The organism is Mucilaginibacter sp. P4_A11 (assembly GCF_056402535.1).
Window position 1 is genome coordinate 643,135 of record NZ_JBFUHE010000002.1, and the last position, 12,264, is coordinate 655,398.

A 12,264-nucleotide genomic window follows, 5' to 3' on the forward strand; every position below is an offset into this window, starting at 1 on the left:
GACAACCTACCTCAACTTCCCATCCCCCAAAATCCGCTTCCTTAAATAATCCGATAGCTTTTCAACTAAAATAACCAGCACAATAATAATGGTGATCAGTGCGGTAACATCTTTATAGTGCAGTACGCTTTTAGCCATTTGCAGCTGAAAACCTATACCTCCGCCTCCAAAAATACCCAGACCTATTGCAGCACGCATGTTCACATCAAAGGCATACAGCAGGTTGGCAATAAATGAAGGCATAATTTGCGGGATAATGGAGTATCTAATCACCTGTAAGCGGCTGGCCCCTACCGAAAATATGGCCTCCCCTGGACCGCTTTCCACATTTTCAATAATTTCTGTAAAGAGTTTGGCAAATGATCCTATAGTAACAATAACCAGCGTAAGCACACCAGAAAATGATCCCGGTCCAACTGCTATCACAAATATCAGTACAACAACCAGCGCTGGGATAACCCGTAGCATGGATACAAATACCTGCGTTATGATGCGCACTGCTTTATAAGGCATGGTATTGGATGCTGCTAAAAAACCAAGTACAAATGCTATCAGACCGCCGTAAAGCGTGCCCAAAAACGCCATGGACAGAGTTTGTAGTATAGAAATACCTGTAGATGTATTTTCATATAGCATCTGGTAATTGGGCATAAACATTTCGCCAAGCAAATCGCGCACATAATGAAACTCCGTGAAGAACATTATGGGATTAAAGTTCATGTAAAAACAGGCTACCGATATCAGAATAGCTGATATTGTAAAAATGGTTGCCTTTTGCTTGTATTTTTTTGAAGGCAGGATAATATCAACCGTACTCATTTCAATGCCCCCTCTACTTTAAATTTTTTCCTTAACATGTATGATAAGCGTTCGGTACCGAAGATCATGACTATGACCACGATCATGGCCGTGAAAGCACGGTGGTACTGCAGCATACTGAATGAGTAATCAAGTTCGTAACCTATCCCACCAGCGCCGATGGCCCCCAGTATTACCGATAAGCGGATATTGATCTCAAACCTGAACAGCGCATATGAGATAAGATTGGGGATAATTTGCGGTATTACACAAAACCAGATGATCTGTAATTTATTGGCACCTAATGACTCCATCGATTCTATCATCACCGGGTCTATCTCCTCAATAATATCGGCCAATAATTTGCCCAGCATCCCTATACAACCTAACGATAAAGCCACGATGCCCGGCATGGAACCTAAACCAAAAGCTGCGATCAGCAATAGCAGGATCACTATTTCGGGTACTGACCGTTCTAATCCTATCAGGATACGGGCCGTATTGCGTACCCATTTATGCGAGATATTTGAAGCTGCCAGCACGGCAAACACCACTGAAAGTAGGGTACCGAATATGGTACCTAACAGCGCTATGGTGATGGATTGGAAAGCAGGCTCCAGCATATCCTTAAATGCAGCCCAATCGGGCGGAAACATGAAGCCTAAAAAAGAAATGCCTTTTACAAGGCCGGTTTCCAACTTATCAAAGGTGGCTCCGCAAACTATTGCTGCTCCTTCGGTAACCGCTATGAGCAAAATAAGCGGGAGCACAAATTTGCGGTACCGCTTAAAACTGTAGGTGGCCTGCCCTATCATATCCTTACAATTTCAGGTGTTGGTACGATGTGTTCGTGCTGCTCAATTTGTGCCAGCTCTTCGCCGTAAATATCTTCAAGCGTTTGGTTGGATAGCTTCGGATCACCATCATAAATAACCTTACCATCCTTTATCGCTATAACGCGGGTGCAGTATTTTGCCGTCATTTCGGGTTGATGAAAAACACCAACTACAGGGATATTTTCTGACAGCGGACGGATCAGCTTCATGATCACCTTGGCATTGCTTGGGTCGAGATTGGAGATCGGCTCATCGGCCAGCAGCAATGTAGGCGATTGAAATATAGCTCTTGCAATAGCTACCCGCTGCATTTCGCCGCCGCTTAAACTGCCGGTGCGGCTTTGTGCCAAATGGGCCATTTTTACTTTTTCTAAGGCCAGCAGGGCTTCCTCGGCTTCTTTATCGGTGAACCCGTAAACCAGGCTCCGGAAAGTACTGATCTGCCCAAGCCTGCCTATCATCACATTATCTAACACCGAAAGGCGCTTCACCAAATGATATCCCTGGAAAATAACCCCTATCCGTTCACGAACGTGACGCAATTGTTTTTTATTGATCTGGCAGATGTCATGCTTTTTGCCATGCTCATCCTCTACCAAAACCGAACCTTCATCGGGTTTTAATAAGCCATTCAGGCACCGCAGCGTTAGCGTTTTCCCTGCCCCGCTTGGTCCCAATATGCCCACAAACTCTCCTTTTTTCACTGTAAAATCGATCCCGTTCAACAGTTTGCGCCCATTAGGCAATGTTTTGGTTAAACCCTTTACTTCAATCATCGTGCTTATGCTTTACGTTATTAACCGGTTATTTAATTACACTTAGGTCTTTAATTCCAGATGCTATTGCCCTGATCCCGTTATACATCGAATCCTGAACGGTCATGTATGAGTAGCGTTCGGGCTGGGCATGCAACAGCTTCATATATTTCAAAAAAATACCCGGCTCATCTTTGGCCAGGTTCAGATATAGGTTTTGGATCTTTTTAACAAACGCCTTATTCAGATCATTGCGTACCACAATAGGACTGCCTACAATTGGCGCAGATTGCCATAGCACTTTGATCTGATCTTTTTTTACGAGGCCCTTGCGTTCGGCAAGTTCAAGACCGTATTCGGTAGCGGCACAGCCAACATCAATTTTGCCCGATGCTACGGAAAGCGTAGCTGCCACATGGTTACCGGCAAAAATGGTTTCTTTAAAAGCGTTCTTATCCGGGTTTAACCCAATAGTGGTGAGGTATGCCCGGGGTATCAAATGGCCAGAAGTTGATGCCGGGTCGGCAAAACAAAGGGTTAAGTTTTTAGCTTTAGCCTTCAAATCGGCAATGCTGTTTATACCACTATGACTACTGGTAAAAATGGTGCTGTGATACATGGACTGTTTTCCATCTTCGCCTGTGGTTATAATGGGAGTAATATCATGCTTTTGCGAAGCCAGCACATATGAAAATGGGCTCAGGTAAGCTATATGTACTTTTTTAGTCCTTATAGCCTCAATAACAGATGTGTAATCGGTAGTATAAATGAACTCTACAGGCATCCCCAGCTTTTTTTCAAGATATTCCTGAAATGGTTTGGCGGCACTTTTAAGTGCAACGGGGTCATCAGTACCGTAATGCGCAATAACCAGCTTAGCCGGAATCCTGTTCGCATCCAGATCGGCACTATTCCGGCAGCCACCGGAAACCAGCAGCGTACTTAAAAAAAACAAGTTTAAAATCAGGTTCCTCATCATTGCAGCTTTTTACTTTTGCTTCAGATCTTTTATACTTCCTGCAATTTTGCGCAGCTGGTTATATGCCGAATCCTGGATGGGCACGTAAGCCATCTCCTTCGGATTGGGCCAGTACAGTAAAACATACTTTTTAAAAGCTTCAAAATCGTCGCGGTTGGCGTTAACGTAAGCCTGCTGTACTTTTTTAATAAAATCTTTATTAAGATCGCTCCTGATAGCGATGGCATCATTCACAATAGGCGGCGATGTCCATAGGATCACAATCTCTTCGCGCTTAACGATATGCTCGCGGATCAGTTTTTCCAAAGCCAGCTCACTCGTTGAGCAGCCTATGTCCACTTTTTCCGATTTGACACTTAAAATAGCGGCAGCGTGACTACCTGCAAATATGGTTTCCTTAAAAGCTTTGTCCGGGTCGAGGCCGATGGAGTCAAGGTAACCACGTGGAATAAGATGCCCTGAGGTTGAAGCGGGGTCGGCAAAGCAAAGGGTAAGATCTTTAGCACGGGCCCTCACATCGGCCATGGTTTTAAGGCCTGTTTTTTTATTAGTAAAGATGATGCTATGGTATACAGTGGGCTTGCCCTTAATGCCGAGGGTAACAATGGGTTCCAGGCCCGGTCTTTGTGTAGCCAGTATATAAGCATAGGGTGTTAAATGCGCCATGTGGATCTTTTTTGAGCGCATGGCCTCTATCAGCGCAGGATAATCGGTGGTGTAAAAAAACTCTACTTCCATGCCCAACTTTTTGGATAAGTATTTGGCAAAAGGATCAAGCGCTGAGCGATATTGCGCCGGGTTATCGCCCCCGTACGAGCCAATAAGCAGTTTACCGGGAACGCCATTGGCGTCCAGGTCCGCCTTGTTTTTACAACCGCTTATGGTAACTGTAACCAGTACAGCCAGCAAAAAATGGATAAATGCTTTCATACTTAGTTTGCTTTTAAACTTTTAATGCTGCCTGCTATTTTCCTTAAGCCGTTATAAAGGGTATCGTTTGCTACCATATAACTACGCCTGGTGGTATCTTTTATAAAGATTTTTACGTAGGCCTTCAAAATTTCGGGGCGCTCTTTGTTCATATCCAGGTAGGCCTGTTGGATCCGTTTTTGCAAATCCTTATTAAGCTCACTTTTAGCAACTATGGGGTCGCTCACGATAGGGTCTGATGTCCAAAGTACCCTGATATCGTCCTCGTTGATCATTTTAGCTTTTGTCATCAACATGAAGATCAGGTTGGTAGTACAGCCGATATCTACCTTACCCGATTTTACCGACAATACAGAAGTAAGATGGTTACCGGCGAAAATGGTTTGCTTAAATGCGGTATCGGGATTTAAACCGATGGAATTTAAATACGCTCTCGGGATAAGGTGGCCCGAAGCCGATGCGGGCTCAACAAAGCCAAGAACAAGTTTTTTTGAGTGTGCCTTTACATCATCCATGGTTTTAATATTACCATGTGCGTTGGCTATGATCACGCTTTTATAAGTAGTTGGTTTGCCATTGTTACCCAGCGTAACCAGCGGATTAAGCTTGAGCGTACGGGTGGCAATAACATAGGCAAAAGGCTGCAGATCGGCCATGTGAGCTTTGTCAGCCCTCAAAGCTTCAATAACCCCGGTGTAATCGTTACTGTAGATCAGCTCAACGGGCATCTTTAGCTTTTGCTGCAGATAATCACGCATTTGCTCACGCACCTGTTTTATCCCCTCTACCCCTTCCGATTGTACAACAGCTATGGTAAGTGTTTGGGGCATTCCGTTGCTATCGAGCGCAGTTTTATTTTTGCAGGCCGAAAATGCCGTTACAGCAATAAGGGCAATAGCGGTGATCAGTTTTTTCATAGGTGGTGGTTAACAGTATTTATCAATGAATACTTCTAAATTGAGCAGATCGTTAAAGTTTTGTTCCAAGGTTTCGCGGTCCCAGTTCCACCATTCGCTGGCGAGCAGCTTTTCAATAGTGTTATCATCAAATCGCTTTTTGATCACTTTGGCAGCTACTCCAACCGCTATTTCATAAGGGCCAACATCTTTAGTGACAATGGCTCCCGAACCAATGATTGCCCCTGTACCGATGTTCACCCCCGGCATGATTACAGCGCCGTGGCCAATCCAAACATCATGGCCGATGGTACATTTATGATCGCGTCGCCATTGAAAAAACTCCTGATCGTCTTCACCTAAACCATAATGGGCACGGCGATAGGTCATATGGTGCTGGGTAACGCGCCACTGCGGGTGGTTACCGGGATTGATGCGCACGCTGTTGGCAATGGAACAGTATTTACCAATTTCGGAGTAAATGATTTGTACGTTACCGGCTGTATAACTATAATCGCCAAATGTTGATTCAACCAGCCAGGTACCTGCACCAAGGGCAGTCCAGGGGCCAAGACTGCTGTCGCGTACAATACAGGTAGAATGGATATAAGGCTCCTCCCCCAACTGGTGCCCTTGCTTTTGTTCGGTAACCGGCGGGTAGTTTTCAAAATATTTCATCACGAAAAAATTTGATTAAAATTGATGAACAGGGTAATTGTCCTTCTTCATAAAATTGGCCAGGTGGTTGTATCTCCTCAGGCCGGTAACCGCAATATTGAAGTAGTTATCCTCAATAGCCAGGCTTTCGTTGATCTCACTGATCACGCTGGCTAAATGTTCTTTTTGATTTTTATTGAGATTTTGTTCGATATAGGTTAAGGTGATATGACCGATGAAAGGGCGGGTCATTTTTACATCCAGTTTGGCCAACTGCTCATCAGCATAAAAAGCCGACCGGAAATTCACGATTTGATTGTAATCCTCCTCATCCTCAAAAACACCCAAAATGCCTATAGCCGTACTAAAAATGCTTAACCCCGCCATTTTCATGCGGATCAGCGCTTCACCTTCGGTAGATGGAATATTGTTTAAAGCTTTGGCTACGATAGATGGGTAAGTTTGCTCAATACCAGCGTAAAGTATCTGTTGCTTAAATCTATCAGCCGATAAGGTATTGGCTACTGTTTGATGAAAACTTTGAGGGGGAAGCTGGTAAAAAGCAGTACGGGGCGAAAGGATTAAACTCAGCTCTTTTTGAATGGCAGTTAACCGGGCGGCAAGCGGCTCATTACCGGGGTTTTCATCCAGCATGGACACTACGGCAAAGCCCTCATATTCCAGTGGTTGCCAACCATCATTTTTATAAATGAAATTACCTGCGGGGCGTGCCTCTAAGGCCCGCTCCTTATTCCGCTCTGCCGAAATTTCGTAGACCTGCCTTTGGTTATAATCATCAAATGACAAATCCATTGTGCTTGCTGTTGCCTGCTTATAGCTCATTGGTTAGTGATAAATTATTATCCGGTTGATAGTCCTTATTATAATTTATTTTATTGCTGGCCTGTGCCACTATGTGGCCCCTTACAATGGTATGCGTTACCATCGGGATGCCATCAAGCAGCTTTACTATGACCAGGTCGGCATCTTTACCGGTTTCGATACTGCCGGTATGATTGCTGATTCCTACCGCCTTTGCAGGATTAAGGGTAGCCATTTTTACGGCTTCGGGCAACGGCATGCCTTCTTCATTGTACAACTTAAAGATAGCGTGAATAATGGCTGGGGGGTAATAGTCAGAGCACAGCGAATCGACGGCGCCCTGCAATACAGCATCCTTCATGTTGAGGTTGCCCGAAAGTGAGCCACCCCTTAATATATTGGAAGCGCCGCCAACCACATGCATTCCTAATTTGGCAGCATGCTGGGCGGTTTCCATAGTGATAGGAAATTCGCAGATATCGATGCCTAAACTGCGCATGTAATCAACTTTTTCTACGCTGTCATCATCATGTGAGGCTACAGCAATGTGTAATTGCTGGGCATGTTTAATCATGGCTTCCAGTTCTTTACCTGCAATGATGGGCATAGTCAGTTTATCGATGAAAGCCTGCTCAGCTTCCTCGGCAGATTTACCCATTTTCATGGCGAAGGCTATAAAATACTCTTTGCTGATCTGGCCTTGTCCCGGAGTATGGTCCATTACAGAAAGCAGCTGCACATAACCTTTATCCATCAGCTCGAAGCAAGTTTCGTAGGCTTTTACCCCTGATAGCTCAAACCGTAAATGGATCTTGTTATTTAAAAGCGTACTGCCTTTTGAAGCCCGGTGAACCGTTTCAAAAACCTCATCGCGAGTATATTTACTGCGCGAGTGCAGTTCGGCCATATCATAACCCAAGTGCATGGAGTGATAAACAGTGGTAAAGCCACAGCCGCTCATTTTACGCTCCAATTCGCGAAATGCCACATTGATAGGGATATCGGCACCCGAACGCGGAACGATCTCAGCATCCATAGCATCGGTATGGATATCAATAATGCCCGGCATCAGGATAGCGCCATCGGCATCAATGCTAAACTCCGCATGCTGCTCATCAATTTGAGGGGCGATATGGGTAATAATACCATGCTCAACCAATACCGATGTGTTTTGAAGCACTTCGGATGGTGTTACCACCGTGGCATTACTGATAATGAATGATCTCATTTTTAAATTATCTTTTATTTTTTTCTGTAGAGACGCATCACATGCGTCTCCCGCATGCAAATTCGCCCTGCATTGTTACTTGTCCTGTGGGAGACGCATGTGATGCGTCTCCCACATTAAATCACTCAACAACCTCCACTTCATTGATCCTGCCAAACTGCAGATCGATCCGCCTGTCGCAAAGTCTTTCCAGCGTATACTCATCGTGTGAGATACATAGCACCGAAGTGCCGTTTTGCTTCAACCCCAGGATCATATCAATCACTACATCTTTAGTGCGGGCATCAAGTGAAGCTGTTGGCTCATCTATCAGCAAAAACCTTGGCGAAGCAATGATAGCGCGGGCCACGTTGATCCGTTGCTGTTCGCCGCCGCTGAACGTTACCGGGAAAGCATCGAACAGTTCGCCGGGCAGGGCCAGTTCTTCCAGCATTTGCTTTGCCTTATCGCGGGCAACCTGTTTATCTTTTTCTATCCTGAAAAGGTTTTCGCAAACCACATCAACGGCGGTAACCCTTGGTATTACACTTAAAAACTGCGAGCAATAATTGATCTCGGTTTTACGCAGCTCGATAACGCGGTGGTCATCGGCTTTCACCAAATCAAGCTGACCATCTTTTGAAGTATAAATGATTTCACCTGTTGATGCCAGGTACGTGCGGTAAATGCACTTCATCAAACTTGATTTACCCGAACCCGATTTACCGGTAAGCCCGATGATCTCGCCCTCCTGCATCGTAAAATTAATATCGGTAAGGGCCTCAATTTTTTTATTATTGAGGATATGCAGGTTAAACACCTTGCTCAGGTCATTTACTTCTAATATATTCATCATTAATTAAATAGATGATCTAAAAATTTCATTTACAACAGGGAACTTACTAACAGCTGTGAATATTCATGCTGCGGATCCTGCAGAATCTGGTCGGTTAAACCGCTTTCAACTATACGGCCGTTTTTCATCACCATTACCCTATCGGTAAGCATGCGGATGACCGATAGATCATGCGATACCACGATCATGGCAATGCCTAAATCAGTTTGCAGCTCGCGGATCAGATCAAGTACTTTGGCCTGTACAGAAACATCCAACCCCGTAGTTACCTCATCCAAAAACAATAAAGGCGGATTATTGGCGATGGCTTTGGAAATTTGTACCCTTTGCTGCATGCCACCGCTAAAAGTACTGGGGCGGTTATCCATTCGCTGCACGGGCACTTCGGTTTTGTTAAGCAGGTCTGAAGCTCTTTCACGGATGTTGGCTACGTTCATTTGCCCGGCCATGATCAGCTTTTCGGCGATATTACCTCCCGATGAAAAACCGAAGTTTAGCCCATCGCGAGGGTTTTGGTATACCATACCCATCAGGTTGTTACGGATATAACGTTTGCGCTGGTTTGATTCTTCGAGGATATCAAGCAAGCCATCGTTATAAGGTTTGAGCCAGGCAGAACCGAAAGTTTTTTCCAGGTCGAAGTACAGCATTTTAACTACCGTGCTTTTGCCCGATCCGCTTTCGCCTACAATACCCAGCACTTCGCCTGGATAAAGGTCAAAACTGATATTGGCGCAGGCAACGATGCTTTCTGTTTCGGGGCAGATGTTGGAACCAAACTCCGGACCGGTTGAAGTTAGAGTCCTGTCGTTTGGTTCGCCATATATTTTGGTGAGGTTGCGCACGCGCAGCAACCAGTTATCCTCGTTAAAGGCCATATTCTTGCAGTTGGTCTATGTATTTATTGCTGTATTGATGGGTTTCCTGCTTTTCGCTCTTTTTGTCCAGGAAATTGCTGTCGCTGATCACAAATTTCCGCTCGCCCTCGTCCGAGTAGATCTCGTCAAGGAAAGCCCTTCTGTAACCAGTTTTATAGCACTCGCTTTTGCTGAAATCCTCTATCTCAAAGTTCACATCCTCAAACTCCAGCGGCTCAACATCGGTAAACGGAGGTACAGCATAAAGGCGTTTTTCGCGACCGGCACCAAACAAAAACAACGTTTGTGCCTGATTCAAATTAGGAGTGTCCCAGCGCGGTATAGGCGATGGTGACATGATATACCTGCCATTTACCATTACCGGGTAACCTGCACCCTGCATAATAGCACCGTGGCGCACGTATGATTCATAAAGTGATACATACATTTTGGCATAATCGGCCTCGGCATGCATTTGCAGGGTTTTGTATTCGTAGCGCTCAACCATGCGTAAAGGCTCGGGCAATGGCACCTGGAAAACGATGATCTGCTTATCGGTCAGTTCTTCTTCAGTAATGCGGTGGCGGGTTTGGATTAGCGTAGCTTCGGCAGTGTCAAAAGTGGTTTTGCATCCGGTCATTCCGTTTACAAACTCACGCAGGTTACAGGCATTAACGCTGGCATCGCTGCCCTGGTCAATGATCTTGAACACATCTTCTTTACCGATAACTGCCAGTGTAATGTGCAAACCTCCTGTACCCCAGCCGCGCGAGATCGGCATTTCGGGTGATGAATACGGCACCTGGTGACCGGGGATTGCCACAGCCTTCAGCAGCTTACGGCGGATCTCCTTTTTGGTAGCCTCATCAATAAAGGCAAAATTGTATTTGTTGGTATACTTGGTATTTTCAATCATGATAGGGTACTTTAAACCGATGCCATCTGGATCATTTGCTGTTCAACCTCTTTATTATTTTGATTGCTCCGCTCAACTGCCGCGCGGGTATTGCTCAGGCTTGATTGGAAAGTAACATAGTGAGGCAACTTTAGGTGGTTAGTGAAACCCATAGCCTCAACACCTTCGGTGTGGTATAGTACAAACTCCTGATCGTTGGCAGGGGCTCCCATTTCCGGGCGGCGCATGGCAGTATCCAGTGTGCTCATACAAATCACCTTGGTTTCGTTATGGCCAAAGCATAAGCCGTAACCAATGGTAAAATATGGCGGCGTGCCTTTTTTAGCAGCCTTACTGCCTGTAATCATTTCGTTTTCGGTAACCTCAATTTTACCTATGTACCGGTTGCGGCCGCTGGCATCTTTTACGCGTACCGGTACAGTACCATAGCGAAGCTCGCCTACGGTTGGGTGTACTGCACCAAAACCGCGCTGGCTGCTATAACCCAATGCCATCAATCCGCCGGTTTCCGCACGGGCCATCATCTGTAACCTTGCCGAGCGGGGCGCAGGGAATTTGATAGCCTCCCGGGTAATATCAATAAGACTGCGGTCTTCTGTTGGATCAACCGGAGCCAGCAGGCCTTCCTGCTGCAGCAGATCTATCACTTTACCAAATGTGCTGATGCCTTCCAGTTTTTCAGGATCAATTTTTGCATCAAAGCCATCTAAAAATGTTTTTATGTCGATACCTGCTTCAGTTGCCTTCGCGGTATCAAGGGTACGCTGGGTATAATCCCTTGTAGGGCCAAGGATCTGCCCGCCCGGAATTTCACGGAACGATGCCGAGATCTTGCGTTTAACAAACATCTCTCGGGTATTGATCACCTGCGAATAATAGTTGCGCTGCAATGTGGTACGGAAAGCCCTCAATATAAAGGCGGCTTCGTACACATCACCTTCGGCCTGTTTCAGGGCTATGGCGGCATACTCGGGGGCGTAAATACCGCCCTCGCCCATTACCTTATCAATAGCCAGGCGCATTTGCGCACGAATCTGTTTTATATCAATAGGGGTTGTATCACCTTTTACACGGTAAAACTCAGCCAGCTCGCTTGCGTTGTGGATGGCTTCGGTGCCGCCCTTTACTGCTACGTATCCCATGGTTTAATTAATTTTAGTGTAAGTAAACGCGTTACTGCGTGGAACGCACAGCAGGTTATTATGCCTGTCGGTAATGATCAAATCAATACCTAAAGGATATTCAACGTTTTGTTCTTTTAAGTAATCAAGCAGGGCCGGGTTGATCCCGCTTACAAAAACCTGTGCCTCACCGTTAACGCCTGGGCCTTTAAGGGTAATGCCCAGGCCGCCTTCAATAGCTCGTTCGCTGATAAGTTCGGCCGTTGCTATTAATGTAGCACTGTCTTCCGGGTAAACCGGCGTACCAACACGGGCTTTTTCCAAACCCCTGCCGTCATGGTTTTCGGGCAGAAAAATATATTCGGCAGTATCAATGCCGGCTTGTTGCGATGCGGTATTTACCAGAAAATACTGTGCAATATCAGCACTGTTATACCCTGCTATATAATAAGTAGTATCAGCATTAAGCAAGGCGAAACCTGTAAGCGCCGATGCCTGGTTTAAACCTACCGGCGGCAGGATCTCCATAGCAGGAAAAGTATTGATCTTCCCCGGGCGCGACATGCTATCAAGCAACAACCTGAAATGCTGCTGCGCGTCAAAAACGGTATCGTAATGTAATTCAGTTTGCATA

14 protein-coding genes are annotated in these 12,264 nt (G+C 45.6%); all 14 read right to left on the reverse strand.

Features of this window, described 5'->3' with window-relative positions; genetic code table 11:
* Nucleotides 1-6: 6 nt before the first annotated feature.
* The 14 genes from phnE (AC1DUD_RS06675) to phnH all read right to left on the reverse strand — a co-directional run bounded on the left by phnE (AC1DUD_RS06675) (nucleotide 7) and on the right by phnH (nucleotide 12,263).
* A complete protein-coding gene (phnE, locus tag AC1DUD_RS06675) occupies nucleotides 7-819 on the reverse strand; it encodes a phosphonate ABC transporter, permease protein PhnE (RefSeq protein ID WP_477372850.1) in 813 nt (270 codons plus the stop codon).
* Entirely contained in the window at nucleotides 816-1,613 is a 798-nt protein-coding gene (gene phnE / locus AC1DUD_RS06680; protein WP_477372852.1) for a phosphonate ABC transporter, permease protein PhnE, read from the reverse strand. The genes phnE (AC1DUD_RS06675) and phnE (AC1DUD_RS06680) overlap by 4 nt, the downstream gene beginning before the upstream one ends.
* On the reverse strand, nucleotides 1,610-2,410 hold the full coding sequence (locus tag AC1DUD_RS06685) for a phosphonate ABC transporter ATP-binding protein (protein WP_477372854.1): 801 nt from the start codon (nucleotides 2,408-2,410) through the stop codon (nucleotides 1,610-1,612). The genes phnE (AC1DUD_RS06680) and AC1DUD_RS06685 overlap by 4 nt, the downstream gene beginning before the upstream one ends.
* A gap of 28 nt (nucleotides 2,411-2,438) precedes the next feature.
* Nucleotides 2,439-3,368, reverse strand: coding sequence for a phosphate/phosphite/phosphonate ABC transporter substrate-binding protein (locus tag AC1DUD_RS06690; RefSeq protein WP_477372856.1), 930 nt, complete (start codon nucleotides 3,366-3,368; stop codon nucleotides 2,439-2,441).
* A 9-nt stretch (nucleotides 3,369-3,377) separates the two neighbouring features.
* Nucleotides 3,378-4,298 (reverse strand): phosphate/phosphite/phosphonate ABC transporter substrate-binding protein, encoded by a 921-nt coding sequence (locus tag AC1DUD_RS06695; RefSeq protein WP_477372858.1) that lies wholly within the window; start codon nucleotides 4,296-4,298, stop codon nucleotides 3,378-3,380.
* A gap of 2 nt (nucleotides 4,299-4,300) precedes the next feature.
* Nucleotides 4,301-5,215, reverse strand: coding sequence for a phosphate/phosphite/phosphonate ABC transporter substrate-binding protein (locus tag AC1DUD_RS06700; protein ID WP_477372860.1), 915 nt, complete (start codon nucleotides 5,213-5,215; stop codon nucleotides 4,301-4,303).
* A 9-nt stretch (nucleotides 5,216-5,224) separates the two neighbouring features.
* Nucleotides 5,225-5,872, reverse strand: coding sequence for an LbetaH domain-containing protein (locus tag AC1DUD_RS06705; RefSeq protein ID WP_477372862.1), 648 nt, complete (start codon nucleotides 5,870-5,872; stop codon nucleotides 5,225-5,227).
* Nucleotides 5,873-5,887: 15 nt separating this feature from the next.
* The gene (locus AC1DUD_RS06710) at nucleotides 5,888-6,694 is read right to left on the reverse strand and encodes a hypothetical protein (RefSeq protein ID WP_477372864.1); all 807 of its coding nucleotides are present in this window, start codon (nucleotides 6,692-6,694) and stop codon (nucleotides 5,888-5,890) included.
* The gene (locus tag AC1DUD_RS06715; protein WP_477372866.1) at nucleotides 6,684-7,901 is read right to left on the reverse strand and encodes an alpha-D-ribose 1-methylphosphonate 5-triphosphate diphosphatase; all 1,218 of its coding nucleotides are present in this window, start codon (nucleotides 7,899-7,901) and stop codon (nucleotides 6,684-6,686) included. Before AC1DUD_RS06715 ends, AC1DUD_RS06710 begins: the two co-directional genes overlap by 11 nt.
* 121 nt (nucleotides 7,902-8,022) lie before the next feature.
* The gene (locus AC1DUD_RS06720; protein WP_477372868.1) at nucleotides 8,023-8,736 is read right to left on the reverse strand and encodes a phosphonate C-P lyase system protein PhnL; all 714 of its coding nucleotides are present in this window, start codon (nucleotides 8,734-8,736) and stop codon (nucleotides 8,023-8,025) included.
* A 29-nt stretch (nucleotides 8,737-8,765) separates the two neighbouring features.
* Complete coding sequence (locus tag AC1DUD_RS06725; RefSeq protein ID WP_477372870.1) at nucleotides 8,766-9,614, reverse strand: ATP-binding cassette domain-containing protein; 849 nt, start codon at nucleotides 9,612-9,614, stop codon at nucleotides 8,766-8,768.
* Nucleotides 9,604-10,509 (reverse strand): alpha-D-ribose 1-methylphosphonate 5-phosphate C-P-lyase PhnJ, encoded by a 906-nt coding sequence (locus AC1DUD_RS06730; RefSeq protein WP_121230232.1) that lies wholly within the window; start codon nucleotides 10,507-10,509, stop codon nucleotides 9,604-9,606. Before AC1DUD_RS06730 ends, AC1DUD_RS06725 begins: the two co-directional genes overlap by 11 nt.
* An 11-nt stretch (nucleotides 10,510-10,520) precedes the next feature.
* On the reverse strand, nucleotides 10,521-11,651 hold the full coding sequence (locus tag AC1DUD_RS06735) for a carbon-phosphorus lyase complex subunit PhnI (RefSeq protein WP_477372873.1): 1,131 nt from the start codon (nucleotides 11,649-11,651) through the stop codon (nucleotides 10,521-10,523).
* Between the two features lie 3 nt (nucleotides 11,652-11,654).
* Nucleotides 11,655-12,263 (reverse strand): phosphonate C-P lyase system protein PhnH, encoded by a 609-nt coding sequence (gene phnH / locus AC1DUD_RS06740; RefSeq protein WP_477372875.1) that lies wholly within the window; start codon nucleotides 12,261-12,263, stop codon nucleotides 11,655-11,657.
* Between the last annotated feature and the right edge of the window lies 1 nt (nucleotide 12,264).